This is a genomic window from Longibacter salinarum, from assembly GCF_002554795.1.
Classification (GTDB): domain Bacteria; phylum Bacteroidota; class Rhodothermia; order Rhodothermales; family Salinibacteraceae; genus Longibacter; species Longibacter salinarum.
The window spans coordinates 274,687-287,777 of sequence record NZ_PDEQ01000006.1 but is presented as its reverse complement, the minus strand read 5'-3'; the positions used below and the strand labels follow the sequence as shown (position 1 = coordinate 287,777).

General features: G+C 59.4%; 14 protein-coding genes. 7 read left to right on the top strand and 7 right to left on the bottom strand.

All coding sequences use genetic code 11. The features are described 5' to 3' along the window. Positions 1-22 precede the first annotated feature (22 nt). The 6 genes from trpC to CRI94_RS12865 all read left to right on the top strand — a co-directional run bounded on the left by trpC (position 23) and on the right by CRI94_RS12865 (position 5,649). Positions 23-832 carry an indole-3-glycerol phosphate synthase TrpC gene (gene trpC / locus CRI94_RS12890; RefSeq protein ID WP_098076370.1) on the top strand — a complete coding sequence of 270 codons (810 nt, stop codon included), beginning with the start codon at positions 23-25 and terminating at the stop codon, positions 830-832. Between the two features lie 51 nt (positions 833-883). Then, a complete protein-coding gene (locus CRI94_RS12885; protein ID WP_098076368.1) occupies positions 884-1,564 on the top strand; it encodes a phosphoribosylanthranilate isomerase in 681 nt (226 codons plus the stop codon). Positions 1,565-1,737: 173 nt separating this feature from the next. Then, the gene (gene trpB / locus CRI94_RS12880) at positions 1,738-2,952 is read left to right on the top strand and encodes a tryptophan synthase subunit beta (RefSeq protein ID WP_098076366.1); all 1,215 of its coding nucleotides are present in this window, start codon (positions 1,738-1,740) and stop codon (positions 2,950-2,952) included. Positions 2,953-3,062: 110 nt separating this feature from the next. Then, on the top strand, positions 3,063-3,881 hold the full coding sequence (gene trpA / locus CRI94_RS12875; RefSeq protein WP_098076364.1) for a tryptophan synthase subunit alpha: 819 nt from the start codon (positions 3,063-3,065) through the stop codon (positions 3,879-3,881). 85 nt (positions 3,882-3,966) lie between these two features. Then, complete coding sequence (locus CRI94_RS12870) at positions 3,967-5,160, top strand: DUF4837 family protein (protein WP_098076362.1); 1,194 nt, start codon at positions 3,967-3,969, stop codon at positions 5,158-5,160. A 21-nt stretch (positions 5,161-5,181) separates the two neighbouring features. Continuing rightward, entirely contained in the window at positions 5,182-5,649 is a 468-nt protein-coding gene (locus tag CRI94_RS12865; protein WP_098076360.1) for a DUF4296 domain-containing protein, read from the top strand. 70 nt (positions 5,650-5,719) lie between these two features. Here the strand turns inward: CRI94_RS12865 and CRI94_RS12860 are convergent, their stop codons facing one another. Then, positions 5,720-7,669 (bottom strand): RecQ family ATP-dependent DNA helicase, encoded by a 1,950-nt coding sequence (locus tag CRI94_RS12860; RefSeq protein ID WP_098076358.1) that lies wholly within the window; start codon positions 7,667-7,669, stop codon positions 5,720-5,722. Between the two features lie 201 nt (positions 7,670-7,870). On the opposite strand from CRI94_RS12860, the gene CRI94_RS12855 reads away from it, so the two are divergent. Next, positions 7,871-8,905 (top strand): glycosyltransferase family 2 protein, encoded by a 1,035-nt coding sequence (locus tag CRI94_RS12855; RefSeq protein WP_098076356.1) that lies wholly within the window; start codon positions 7,871-7,873, stop codon positions 8,903-8,905. Positions 8,906-8,924: 19 nt separating this feature from the next. Here CRI94_RS12855 and CRI94_RS12850 read toward each other — a convergent pair whose 3' ends face one another. The 6 genes from CRI94_RS12850 to CRI94_RS12825 form a co-directional block, all read right to left on the bottom strand. After that, on the bottom strand, positions 8,925-9,839 hold the full coding sequence (locus CRI94_RS12850) for a DMT family transporter (RefSeq protein WP_098076354.1): 915 nt from the start codon (positions 9,837-9,839) through the stop codon (positions 8,925-8,927). A 65-nt stretch (positions 9,840-9,904) separates the two neighbouring features. After that, positions 9,905-10,330 (bottom strand): DUF4293 family protein, encoded by a 426-nt coding sequence (locus CRI94_RS12845; protein WP_098076352.1) that lies wholly within the window; start codon positions 10,328-10,330, stop codon positions 9,905-9,907. A 216-nt stretch (positions 10,331-10,546) separates the two neighbouring features. Continuing rightward, positions 10,547-10,999 (bottom strand): ExbD/TolR family protein, encoded by a 453-nt coding sequence (locus tag CRI94_RS12840; RefSeq protein WP_098076350.1) that lies wholly within the window; start codon positions 10,997-10,999, stop codon positions 10,547-10,549. 79 nt (positions 11,000-11,078) lie between these two features. Continuing rightward, positions 11,079-11,684 (bottom strand): ExbD/TolR family protein, encoded by a 606-nt coding sequence (locus CRI94_RS12835; protein ID WP_098076347.1) that lies wholly within the window; start codon positions 11,682-11,684, stop codon positions 11,079-11,081. Between the two features lie 84 nt (positions 11,685-11,768). After that, positions 11,769-12,047, bottom strand: coding sequence for a hypothetical protein (locus CRI94_RS12830; RefSeq protein ID WP_098076345.1), 279 nt, complete (start codon positions 12,045-12,047; stop codon positions 11,769-11,771). 123 nt (positions 12,048-12,170) lie between these two features. After that, positions 12,171-12,911, bottom strand: coding sequence for a MotA/TolQ/ExbB proton channel family protein (locus tag CRI94_RS12825; protein ID WP_098076343.1), 741 nt, complete (start codon positions 12,909-12,911; stop codon positions 12,171-12,173). Positions 12,912-13,091 lie beyond the last annotated feature (180 nt).

Genomic DNA, 13,091 nt, shown 5'->3' with positions numbered 1-13,091 from the left:
TCCTTCTACGCTTCCACTCGCCATGAGTATTCTCGACCAGATCATTGACGACACCCGTGAGCTTGTCGCGACGCGGAAGAAGGAGACGCCGGTACAGGAACTGGAGCAACGGCCGTTCTACACCGACCGGGAGCCGCTCTCCCTCGTCGAAGCACTGAAATCGCGAGGGATGTCGTTCATTTGCGAAGTAAAAAAAGCGTCGCCGTCGAAAGGAGTCATCCGGGAGCCGTTTAGGCCGGCACAGATCGCGCAGTCGTACGTGAAGCATGGCGCCAACGCGATCAGCGTCCTGACGGAGCCGAATCACTTCCAGGGCTCACTTCAGAACCTTGCCTGGATCCGAGCGCACGTCGAAGATGTCCCGCTGATGAGGAAGGACTTCATCATCGACCCGTATCAATTAGTCGAAGCTCGTGCGGTCGGCGCGGATGCGGTCCTTCTCATTGCAACGGCTCTCGACGCCCGCCAGCTTCGCCACCTGCATCAAGCAGCCACCGACCTCGGACTCGACTGCCTCGTTGAGGTCTACGCGCTCGACGACCTGGATAAGATCGATTTCGACCAGGTCTCGATCCTCGGCGTCAATAACCGCGACCTGAACACGTTCGAAGTCGATGTAGACAACTCGCTCCGAATCTTTGAGCACGTCCCTCGCAACGTTGGTCGCGTTTCGGAGAGCGGTTTGAGCGATCCGGCAACACTCGTTCGACTTCGGCAGAACGGCGTGAACGGTGTTCTGATCGGCGAGCACTTCATGCGCGCAGAAGATCCGGGACAAGCGCTCGACGACCTCCGCAACGAGGCCAAAGAGATCGCCATGCAGCAGGCCTGATCCGCTAAGTTCTTTTTTCAACTAGACGTTTTCCCTCCGACTCCGCTCTCTATGCGCACCAAGCTCAAAATCTGCGGCATCACCGACCTCGCCGACGCCCGCTACCTCGCCGGTGAGGGAGTCGACTACCTCGGCTTCGTCCAACACGAAGACAGCCCGCGGTACGTCGTCCCATCGCTCGTGAGCGATATGCTCGAGTGGCTCTACGGCCCGGAATCGGTCGGCGTGTTCGTTAACAAGAGTGCCGACGAGGTCAACGCTATCGCCGACACCGCCGGGTTCGACTACGTGCAACTCCATGGAGAGGAGTCGCCAGAAACCTGTAAGGCGATCGAGCGACCGATCATCAAAGCGATTCGCGTCCGTCACGACGCGTCATCGGATCAGCTTCGAGCGATCATGGAGCGCTACGAGGATCTCGTCGACCACTTCCTGCTCGACACGCACAACTCGAGCGTGTGGGGAGGAACGGGCGAGTCTTTTAACTGGCGCCTTGCACGCGATTTATCAAACGAATACTCCCTTTTCCTAGCAGGTGGCATAGACGACAGCAATGTCGAGCGAGCCGTCAAGACGATGCGTCCGTACGCTATCGATCTATCCAGCGGCGTCGAAAGTGCTCCCGGCCAGAAGAGCTTTGAAAAAGTCGATGCCTTCCTCGAAACGTTTCGACGCGTCAACAAAAAAATGAGCGACGAAAGCAATCCGTCGGAAACCGATATGGCGTCATAGCGACCCCTCTCTTTCTCCGTCATTCCGTTTTTTCCTCCGGCCCGTACCGCCGATTCCACTTTCTGCCTACCTGCACGCAGACCTTCACGACCATGCCTACCTCTTCTGACGCTTCGGCGTCTTCTCGGTCCGCAGACTCTTCGGCAACGGGCGACGGCGCACCTGCCCCCTCCATGACGAACAATCCGAACATCGCATCCACCGAACGCTACGACGCCCCGGACGCCACCGGCCATTTTGGCACGTACGGCGGCGCCTTCGTCCCGGAAATCCTGTATCCGGTTCTGGAGGAACTAAAATCTGCCTATGCGGAAGCCCGGGTCGATCCTGAATTCGATAAGCAATACCGCGATCTCCTCCGGGAGTACGTAGGCCGACCGACGCCGCTCTCGTTCTGCGACCGGCTGACGACCGAACTCGGCGGAGCCAAGATTTACGCCAAGCGAGAAGACCTGTGCCACACCGGTGCCCACAAGATCAACAACACGATCGGGCAAATCCTTCTCGCCCAGCGCATGGGCAAGACGCGTATCATTGCCGAGACGGGAGCTGGCCAGCACGGTGTTGCGACGGCGACGGTCTGCGCCAAATTCGGTCTGGACTGCATCGTCTACATGGGGTCGGAGGACATTGAGCGACAGCGGCTGAACGTGGAACGAATGGAGCTCCTCGGAGCGGAAGTCCGCCCCGCCACCAGCGGAAGCCAGACGCTCAAAGATGCTACGAACGAGGCGATTCGAGACTGGGTCTCGAATCCGATCGACACGTTCTACATCATCGGCTCCGTCGTGGGCCCTCATCCGTATCCGATGATGGTTCGCGACTTCCATCGCGTGATCGGGAATGAGACCCGCGCCCAGCTTCTGGAAAAAGAGGGGCGTGAGACGCCGGATGCAATCGTCGCCTGCGTTGGTGGCGGTTCCAATGCGATCGGCATCTGGTATCCATTTATCAACGATAAAGACGTACAGCTCCACGGCGCAGAGGCCGCTGGTGAGGGACTCAACGGACGTCACGCCGCAACGCTCGCCAAGGGCACGCCAGGCGTTTTGCATGGAGCGATGAGTGTCATGCTCCAGGATCACTCCGGACAGGTCGAAATCGCGCACAGTGTGTCGGCCGGACTCGACTACCCGGGCATCGGGCCAGAGCACGCCCACCTCCGCGACCTCGACCGCGCACAGTACCACCCCGTCACGGACGAGGAAGCACTTCACGGCGTCGAACTTCTCTCGCAAACGGAAGGCATCATTCCGGCACTTGAGACGGCGCATGCTGTCCACTTGCTACCGACGCTCGCCGACCAACTCGGTGAAGATGCTGTCATCGTGTTCAACTGCTCCGGTCGTGGCGACAAAGACATGGAAACCATCGCCAAGCACCGGTAAGATCTGTTCAGGCTCCGGGACGCCTCCCGACTGGTACAGATTCCACGTCACAGCCACCGGCTACACCCATACTTCGCCTTTCGCCCTCTCCATTTCGATCTGCTCCACCTATGTCCCGACTCGATAAAACATTTGCTGACCTCCGTGATCGCGGGGAAAAGGCGATGGGACTGTTCCTGACGAACGGATTCCCCAACCCGGATGCGACGCTTCCGATCCTTCGAGCCATTGACGAAGCGGGCGTCGACTTTGTCGAACTCGGAATGCCGTTCAGCGACCCTCTCGCCGAAGGTCTCCCCATTCAACGCTCGAGTGAGCGCGCCCTGTCACACGGCGTCACCATGGACGACGCGTTCGAAACGGCGGCCGCCTTTCGCGAAGAGAGTGACACCCCGCTGCTGCTCATGGGATACGTCAACCCGGTCTTGAAGTACGGAGCGGAGCGGTTCTGCGAGCGGGCGAGCGAAGCCGGGGTTGACGGCGTGATCCTTCCGGATGTCCCCCCGGAAGAAGCCCGGTTTATCACGGACGCGGCGCAGAGGCACGACCTGGATATCGTCTTCCTTATCGCGCCAAACACGAGCGACGAACGGATTCAGCGTATCGACAAACTCGCCAGCGGCTTCGTCTACGCCGTTAGCGTGACCGGGCTCACCGGAAGCTCCCTGTCCGGCGACGTCGACGCGTACCTGCACCGTGCCCGTAACCTCGTCACAGACAACGCTCTCCTCGTTGGCTTCGGTATTAAGACGCATGAGGATGCCATGGAGCTTTCGCAGCACACGGACGGCTTTATCGTCGGATCGGCGCTGATCAACCACTGTGCAGACCTGTGGGACGCCCCGTCCTTGTCTGATGAAGAACGGCTTGCCTCCGTTCGCTCATTCGCTCGCAAGCTAAAATATGGAACGGAAGCTGAACCGGCGTAATTTTCTCTGGGAGCAATTTCCCTGCATCTCCGTGTAGAGACGTGCTATTTGTTCGCTCGTGATACAGACCCCTCTTCCCGCGTCAATGCTTATCCCCTCGCGTACCGCGCCGGCCGTCGTCGCGCTCTTAGTTGCCGGGTTCATTGTTTCCGTATCGCTCCTCGGTTGCGAAGGTGACTTTCGTCCCCGCGCAGTTGGCGTCGAGGGCCAGGTCACCGTCGTGATGGACAGTACGAGCTGGCAGGGCCCCGTCGGCGAAGCGTTCCGGGCCAACGTCGCCCCGTACATCAATACGCTGCCTCAACCGGAGCGCATGTTCGACCTCCGGCAGATCGACCTCAACTCACAGTCGACGTACGACCGGGTTCAGGAGCAGAAAAATGTCGTTTTCATCGCTCCGTTGAGCGACTCAACGAACGAAGCTAATTTTCTCCGGGATCGCCTGTCGAGTGACGTTCGAGAGGCTGTTCAGAGCGGTCGAAACATTGTCGTTCCACGCCCCAACCTGTGGCGAAAAAGTCAGCGCGTGTTTTACGTCACCGCTGCAACGCCGGAAGAACTGATCTCAACGCTCGAGAATCAGGGGCAGCAGATGCGAGACACCTTCCAAGAAATCACGCTCCAGCGCATGGAGCGCGAGATGTTTGAGAAGGAGCGCCAGTTCGCTCTCGAGGATTCACTCCTCGAGCTACACGACTTCATGGTAAAGGTCCAGCACGACTACCGGATCGCCTCACAGGACACGACGGGACCAGAAGGTAGCGTGTGGCTCGCGCGGATCCTGTCCGACACGCGACGCGACCTCATTGTCCATTACGTCGAAGATGCTTCGCCCAGCCTCATCACGCCGGAGTGGATCGTCAGTACGCGCGACTCACTCACACGCGAATATATCCGCGGTAACGTGGCCGGATTTGCCAGAATTGACAAACGACGCGAGCTTGACACCAAAGAGGCTGATTTCCTCGGTCGGTACGGCTACCAGACGGAAGGCCTCTGGCATCTCGTCGCTGACCCGGATAGCGTGGATATCGAGGGCGATTACAGCAACCAGGAATACGTTGAGATGGGAGGCGGTGGACCGTTCGTCAATTACACGTTTTACGACCAGCCGTCGGGCCGCGTCTACATGATCGACGGGTCCGTGTTTGCGCCGACATACGACAAGTTGCAATTCCTCCGCCAGATGGAGGTGATCGCGCGAACGTTTAAGACGGAACGCGAGGTGGAAACTGCACCAGACGGTGAGGCCCCGGCGATGATAACGTCGACCCCGTAGCCTGGCGTACGCACTTCGAGAATGGCCCGTGCTCTCCTTCCGATGACATTGTCCGTTTTACCACGTCCCGCGCGCCGACTCTGCGGCGTCCTGAGTCTTGCGGTTGCCCTTCTGTTTCTGGCAACCGCGACGGGCTGCTCTGACGAAGATGGTACGGAGGGCCCCGTCGCAGACAGTACGATGGTGCAACTGTTCATCGATCTACATTTGCTCCGTGCTCGATCCACATTCCGAGAAAGTCAGGAGATTCCGGACTCCATGCGGGCCGTCCGAGACACGATCTTTGCGCGGCGTGGCATCACACAACGTGAACTGGAGACAATGATGAACCTCTACGCAGGGAATCCAGATCGGTACCAGGAGATGTACACCGCTGTCGTGGACTCGCTGAACGCCATGCGAGTGGAACTCTCCCGTGCTGAGCGCGACACCTCGATACTCAAGTCTTTGATTGAAAATCCCCCTCACGGCGCACTTCCTCCAAAATGAGTATAGGGAACGACCTTGAAGGGACCGGACTCATTGCTGGAGGCTGGATTCCAGTTCTGCGTTGTCAAACTCAGAGAAAGCGACTCGCCTTCTCCGTCACCACGTAGCGTTCGTCGAGCGGGTCCTTCAGGCTGAGGTAGTCATGTCGCACGAGCCAGTCCACGAGTCGGTCTACCTGGTAGCGAACGCGCTCGCCCGGGTCGTCGAACCACGAGTCACGCTCCTCCCCTTCCGCGACGCTCTTCAGAATGTGACGAAGCGTCTCTTCGTCTTCCGGTGTGACGGGCTGAACCTCGTGCCGGCCCAGGCAGACGTCACACGTCCCACACGTCTCCGATGCCGTTTCGCCGAAATAGGTCAGCAGGAACCGGCGCCGACAGGTCGACGAGCGTGCGTAGCGCAGCATGTACTTCAGTCGTTTGGCTGCGCGCTTCTTCGCCGTCGTCACCCCCCTGTCGTCGACGGGTAGCTTCTGCGCGCGTGGTATCGTCAGTTCGACGCGGAGCGCGTCCCCCGGCGGGTGCCATGTCAGCAATCCACGCTCGGCGAGATATTCCAGTCCCCTGGAGACACGTTCGCGCTCCAGCTCGGTCCGACGGACGAGCCGACGCAGGTCGAGACGCCACCAACCGGAAAACGCATCGGCGTGGACGGTCCGTAGCAGGTCCTGCACGAAGGTTGCCAGGCGGCGATTCTCCAGTTGATGTGCGTAGTTTCGAAGGGCATTCGCCGGCTCCTCGAACCGAATCAGCCCGTCGTGACGTCGTCGAGGTAGGACGCGAATTGCATCCTGTCGCTCCAATAGTTCAATCGATGTCTTGATTTTGCCGCGGCTCAGGTCCGTGAGCTTCATAACCACCTCCTCGTTCACCACAACCGGGCCATCCGGCTCTGACCCAATCGGCACCTGCCCGGCGTTGCAGATCGCATCGTACACCGTACGCACTTCTTTTCCTGAAGGATGTGCGGATTCGATCAGCGCCTCCTGGGTCTCGGCGTCTGGTGGCTGAAAAAGCAGAACGGCGTACGAAGGCTTTCCGTCCCGTCCCCCACGACCGGCCTCCTGATAGTACGCCTCAATCGAATCCGGGAGGTCGACATGAACGACGAACCGCACGTCGGACTTATCGATCCCCATCCCGAAAGCATTGGTGGCCACGATTACACGCGTCGCCCCCTCGACCCATTCGTCCTGAATTCGCGAGCGCTCGGAGCTTTCCAAACCGCCGTGATAACCGGCAGCGCTCACACCCTGGGCTTCCAGCCACCGTGTCCACGTGTTCACACCGCGGCGCGTCGAGGCGTAGACAATTCCGCTGCCGACCACTCCGCCCAGGACGTCGCTGACCTTCTGCTTCTTGCTTTCCGTCCGAAAGACCGACCACACGATGTTGGGCCGATCGAAGCCGTGAACAAGCTCCAGCGGGTCGTCGAGTTCCAGATGCTCAATGACGTCTTTTCTGACGTACGGGGTCGCGGTCGCTGTCACCGCAATCGTGGGCGGATTGTCCAGGAGCTCGCGTCCCTCCGGGATCTTGAGATACGCCGGGCGGAAGTGGTGGCCCCATTCACTGACGCAGTGGGCCTCGTCAACAGCAAGAAGCGAGACGTTCAGGCGGCTCGCACGCGCCTCGAACATGTCGCTTTCGAGGCGCTCGGGCGCGACATAGAGAAGCCGATAGCGTCCATGCTCGGCATCCGTCCACCTCTGGTCAATCTCCCGATGCGAGAGCGTGCTGTTGATGAAGGCCGCTTCGATCCCGCGTGCTTTGAGCCCTGCGACCTGGTCCTGCATCAGGGCGATGAGCGGCGAGATCACCATCGTAAAGCCATCACCGAGCAAGGACGGCACCTGGTAGCAGATCGATTTACCTCCGCCCGTCGGCAACACGCCGAGCACGTCGCGTTTTTCAAGCACCGCCTCAATAATCTCGTCTTGACCCGGCCGAAAATCCGTGTAGCCCCACGTATCCTGCAGTATGGCGCGGGCGTCCTCAAGCGACGGGGCAGAGTCTGGCATTCGTGATGGTCAGGTTCACGGATGAAAAAAGACGGTCACATGTACCGCTGCACCGGAGGAAAGGATTCGGCCTGAACAAACGCATGGTCAGGGCCTCGCGATCATCACCGACAACTCATTCTTCTGAAACCGGGCGGTCGGGAACGGTCCCAATCGATCGTACTTTACGATGCGGCTGCCTTCCACCCACCCACTCTACTTATGCCTTCCGCTCCCCGCGTTTCGATCGTTATCGTATCCTGGAACGCGTTGCCCCTCCTGAAGACGTGCCTTCCTTCGGTGGTCGAGACCGACTATCCCGATTTCGAGATCATTCTCGCGGATAACGCCTCGACCGACGGCTCAGCCGCCTGGGTTGCTGCGGAGTTTCCAGACGTCGTCATCGTTCGTCATCAAGAAAACGGTCTCTTTTGCCGAGGTAACAACCTCGCCCTTCCCCATGCGACGGGCGACTACATCGTCTTGCTAAACAACGACGTGGAAGTCGAACCTGACTGGCTTCACCCACTCGTTCGGGAAATGGAGGCGGATGATGTCGGCGCTGTGCAGCCCAAACTCCGTCAGTACGATGACCGAAACCGATTCGAATACGCTGGCGCCTGCGGCGGATTCATCGACCGGCTCGGCTACCCCTTCACGCGAGGCCGGGTCTTCGACACCATGGAAGTAGACGAAGGGCAGTACGACGACGCCCGCGACGTTTTCTGGGCGACCGGTGCCGCACTCATGCTCCGCCGAACGGCCCTGGACGATGTCGGCACCCTCGATGAGCGATTCGAAATGCACATGGAGGAAATCGACCTCTGCTGGCGCCTGCAACGTGCGGGGTATCGGATTCGCGTTGCCCCGGACAGCACCGTCTATCATATCGGCGGAGGATCACTACCGAAAGGCAATCCGCGGAAAACGTACTACAACTTCCGCAACAGTCTGCTCATGCTCTACAAGAACCTCGCGCCGGCAGACTGGCGGCGTGTGTTTGCCCAGCGGGTGGCGATGGATACTGCAGCCGGTCTCCGCACGCTCGCCAACGGTAACATTGAGGAGGCCAAAGCCATCGTTCGCGCCTATCGCGACGCGCACCGCATGAAGACGGCGTATGACGGGATGCGCCCAAAGGAAACGCGCGTGCAGCCGCCCTATCGAGGTCTGATTGCCGTCGACTATTTTCTGAGGAATCGGTCAACGTTCGGCCAACTCCCTCGGGATGCGTTTGTCCCGGGCTGGTTCGACTAAGCCTTGTCCAATCTACCTGTCAGGCAGACTCCTTCTTCGCCCGTCGCGTCCAGATAACCAGGGCCACACCTGCGAGGACAACCAGCATTCCGGCAATGGCTATCAGCGGCGGCACCTCCGAGAAGAAGACGTACGCGAGCGCCGAAGCACCAACGGGCTCGAGCAGAGCGAGCATTCCAACGACCGTTGCTGGAAGGAATTGCACGCCATAGTTGAACGCTCCGTGACCGATTACCTGCGGACCGAGTGCCATCGCGCCACAGAGGGCATAGAACGACGCGTCGTAGCCCATCAGTGGCACACCCGCCGCCCAGGCCGCCACCAGCGTCGTGAGCGCTGAGACGGCATACAGCGGAAAGACATACGCCAGCCAGGACACCTTCTGTCGCACCACACGACCGATGAGCAGATACACGCTCACGAGGAGCGACGCCGACAGGGCGAGCGAATTCCCCCAGAGGGCACCATCTCCCAGAACCGGGACGTTCGCCCCGGCGGCAGCATCACCCCATCCGATCAAAATGGCACCGGACACAGCCACGCCCACACCCGCAAGGGTCCGCCAGGCAAGTCGTTCGCCGAGAACAACATAGCCGAGGGCTGCGAGGAAGATGGGACTTGTCGTGACGAGAACGGACGCGCTCGCTACGGTCGTGTGGTAGAGCGACTCGATCCACGTGATGAAATGCAGCCCGAGAAAGAGCCCTGCGCTCGCAATCAAAATGGTATCCCTGCGATCGAAGCTTCGGACCTCGTCCCCGATCTTCACGAGAGCGACGGGGGCGAGAAGAGCCACCGCAAGGATGTTGCGCCAAGCGGCAATGGCCAGTCCAGGAGCATCATTCGCCCACCGGACCAGGATCGGCGCGAACGTAAAGCTTATGACACCTAGTGCCAGAATGAGCAGCACACGCGGCGAACGAGCATCCGGCATATCGAGCGGGTAAAGTACAGACGATGACGATAGACTCCGGTCATAGCAACAACCTACTGCCGTCGTTACCGGAGTCGGTCCATCGATTTCACGAGCTCGATGTCGCTCGTAATTGCTCGGCGTGCCAGGTAAAACAGAATGTAGGCGAGGACCGGTAAGAGTAGGACGATCGTCGTTTCCCATTCAATTCCATCTTGGGTCCGTAGCACAAGTTCACCACTTAAATAAAAGCCGGTATACAAGACAACCAGATATACGACCGTGAGCACCTGCGCCCATACGACGATTTTGCGTTGCTTCTTCCGGTTGCTGTACATCGAGATGGATCCGAGCCCTGTCAGCGCGGCGAGTGAAAGCGAAGCGATGAGCGCAGGGACGAACCATCCGAACTGTGTGGCGGCGTCGCTCGCCCATGGATCATTGAAGAAGCCTGTGGCGGCCAGGGCGATCGCGGCAAGAGCGAGATAGACGGTTTGGATACGCTGGATCATGGATGCGTCGCAAGAATAGGTCGCAAAAGTGAATCGGACCGGTCGTCAGCGAAGAGGACTCGACCGGGATTGAGCGCTACGTATCGAGCCGACTCCCGTTCGGGCTTCGTGGATATTTCCGCTAGACGGGTCGGTGGCTCTTTTCGTGTCAGGTATGAAAAAAGCCCTGTCGTGGTGACAGAGCTCTTTCCATACAAAACGTAGACGTAAGGCCCATTATCTCGGGCCTTCGCGCGTCGAAGAGTAGTTAATTCGCAGTGTACCCGCTTCGCGAAGTTCCTGCTGAACCTCGTTCACAATTTTCATCTGCGACTCGCGGTCGACCTTCAGCGAGACAATCAGCTTCGGCTGCTCCTGGAGCTTGCCGTACATGATGTTACGAATCGCCGAGGTGTTCTCGATGAGCGCGTCATCGATCTGTACCGCGGTCTGGCCCTGCTTTTCTCCTTGCTTAATGGGACCGATATACACGGCCGAGATGAGTCGCTTCTGGTCGATCTTCGTCAGGGCCTCAGCCGAAGGCAGCGAGGTCTGGACCTTAAGGTCCGTCTCCCGCAGAACGGTCGACACCATGAAGAAGATCAGGAGCATGAAAACGATGTCCGGTAGGGATGCCGTCGTGAAGCCCGGCTCCGTGTCGGAGGATCGTTTTTGAAAGTGAGTAGACATATCGTCTGGGGCGTAGGTGCGTATCGAGCGGCGAAACCGGAGATTCGGGCGTCAGGGCCCGTCTCAAGTGAGGCGAGAACTACTGCTGGTCGCCAAGGTCCGGCTCCGCGATCGAGATGTTGCGCGGGATGGCTTCGCGGATCTGGTCTTCCTCTTCAGGTTCGAGTCCCGTGCGATACTCCTGGTAACTCGAGTACGTCTGTTGCAGAACCTGGTCTCCGCTCGGAGCATTACCGCTTCGAGCGACGCTATCGTAAATCTCCCGAAAGCCCATCATGACTTCGTCGAGGGCTTTCACGTAGATGCGATACGGCGTCTCGGCGTCCGTTTTGATGGAGATCACGGACTTCGAGGGGTTCTCGGAAAGATCCGGGTTGCTACCGTAGTTCAGGACCTGTTCCTTCACGCGGTCCCGAATCGCGTCGAGGGAAGCCAGCTCCCCTTCGATGAGCACATCTCCCTGCGAGTTGACGAGAATCTTGAACAGGTTGCGCTCCTTCACAGGAGGCGGTTGCTGCTCCTGGTCAAGCTTCGGAGGGAGGGTCATACCAATGCCGGTATCGACATTGATCGTCGTCGTGACGAGGAAAAAGATGAGGAGGAGAAACGCGATATCCGCCATGGAGGCGGTTGGAATCTCCACGTCATCTCGGCCCTCGCGTCGTTTATCAAGCAGTCCAGCCATGTGAGTGTCGGGGCACAGTGAAACGTGTCGGCGTGCGCCCCGGGGGTGCCGGAGCGCCAAGGTCGAGCGCAGCGTCGTGGAGCGCTACCAGATCAGGTTCTTCACGCCCGTGTAGACGAGGCCGAGCAGGCTCAGCGCGAACATGATAATCAAAGTCATAATGCCGGCTTCAGCCGCTGTCGGCATAGCGACGAGCATGATGCCCAGCAGCACGAAGGGAACGGCGATCGCGCCGATCGTGAGAGGCTCCACCTTCCCGTAGGTCAGGTTGCGGATGCCAAACCCGACGAGGGCGAGGAGGCTAAGGCCGGTGATCCCGATCGCAAGATAGATCGAGATCATGAGGACGGGATTGCTTCCCATGAGAACAGAGGGGTGTCGGTGACAGATGCAGCGATTAAGTCAGGGAGCTCGCCGAGGCGAGGTTGATGCGCATCCCGGCCGGATCAGGATCCCCCGATCCGGCCTCTGCGCAGAGCAACTGAGTTACTTACCCCCGACGTTTTCCGGAATTGCCTTCTCTTCGCCACTCACTTTGCGGCCTTCGCGCAGAAGCACGAGCGCATCGATGAGTTCGATAGAAGCATCTTCCATTTCCGCAACGATCCGGTCGATTTTCGACACGGCGTAGTTGTAGAAGAACTGCAGGATCACGGCGACGATCAGACCGAAGGCGGTCGTCAGCAGGGCGACCTTAATACCGCCGGCAACGAGTCGCGGCGAAATGTCACCCGCGTTCTCAATAGCATCGAACGCCTGGATCATACCGATCACCGTCCCGAGGAATCCGAGCATCGGGGCGACGCTAATGAAGAGCGAGAGCCATACAAGGCCGCGCTCGAGAAAGCTCATTTCGATCGAGCCGTACGATACGACGGCTTTCTCGACAGCTTCGATACCTTCGTCGGCGCGAAGCAGTCCAGCCTGGAAGACGGACGCGACGGGGCCGCGGGTATTGGCACACTCTTCTTCAGCCGCGGGGATGCCGCCTTCGTCGAGGGCCACGCGAACACGCTGCAGGAATTCGCGGGTGTTGATGTCCGCGCGGTTGAGCGAGATGATACGCTCAAACGCGATGGCGAGACCGATGATCAAGCAGATGAGCACCGGCCACATCCAGCCGCCACCCTCGTTGAAACGCTCTACGAGAGCATTGATGGGGCTTCCTCCGCCCTGCTGGGGCAGCATCAGAAGGAGCGTAACCGTCAACTTATTCAAAATCACCATAGGTGGCTTTTCCTCAGTGGGGTCAGTTGCAATGTGCAGTCGAAGCGATCAGAAGCGCGGCGCCTGTGGCAGGCCCGCTCTGGGATGCATCAGGCACGCGGTGTGCGCAGAGCGCACGATCCGGGGTGCCGTCCTCAGCCGTCTAAAAACCACATCCGCCTCGCAGGTCGCGTGGGTGAG

Bases quoted from the DNA above. Each gene is read 5' to 3' on its own strand.
- CRI94_RS12870 (WP_098076362.1), top strand. From the start codon at position 3,967: ATGCTTATCCCCTCGCGTACCGCGCCGGCCGTCGTCGCGCTCTTAGTT.
- CRI94_RS12860 (WP_098076358.1), bottom strand. From the start codon at position 7,669: ATGCCAGACTCTGCCCCGTCGCTTGAGGACGCCCGCGCCATACTGCAG.
- trpB (WP_098076366.1), top strand. From the start codon at position 1,738: ATGACGAACAATCCGAACATCGCATCCACCGAACGCTACGACGCCCCG.
- CRI94_RS12865 (WP_098076360.1), top strand. From the start codon at position 5,182: ATGGCCCGTGCTCTCCTTCCGATGACATTGTCCGTTTTACCACGTCCC.
- CRI94_RS12835 (WP_098076347.1), bottom strand. From the start codon at position 11,684: ATGGCTGGACTGCTTGATAAACGACGCGAGGGCCGAGATGACGTGGAG.
- CRI94_RS12885 (WP_098076368.1), top strand. From the start codon at position 884: ATGCGCACCAAGCTCAAAATCTGCGGCATCACCGACCTCGCCGACGCC.
- CRI94_RS12845 (WP_098076352.1), bottom strand. From the start codon at position 10,330: ATGATCCAGCGTATCCAAACCGTCTATCTCGCTCTTGCCGCGATCGCC.
- CRI94_RS12825 (WP_098076343.1), bottom strand. From the start codon at position 12,911: ATGGTGATTTTGAATAAGTTGACGGTTACGCTCCTTCTGATGCTGCCC.
- CRI94_RS12840 (WP_098076350.1), bottom strand. From the start codon at position 10,999: ATGTCTACTCACTTTCAAAAACGATCCTCCGACACGGAGCCGGGCTTC.
- trpC (WP_098076370.1), top strand. From the start codon at position 23: ATGAGTATTCTCGACCAGATCATTGACGACACCCGTGAGCTTGTCGCG.
- trpA (WP_098076364.1), top strand. From the start codon at position 3,063: ATGTCCCGACTCGATAAAACATTTGCTGACCTCCGTGATCGCGGGGAA.
- CRI94_RS12855 (WP_098076356.1), top strand. From the start codon at position 7,871: ATGCCTTCCGCTCCCCGCGTTTCGATCGTTATCGTATCCTGGAACGCG.
- CRI94_RS12830 (WP_098076345.1), bottom strand. From the start codon at position 12,047: ATGGGAAGCAATCCCGTCCTCATGATCTCGATCTATCTTGCGATCGGG.
- CRI94_RS12850 (WP_098076354.1), bottom strand. From the start codon at position 9,839: ATGCCGGATGCTCGTTCGCCGCGTGTGCTGCTCATTCTGGCACTAGGT.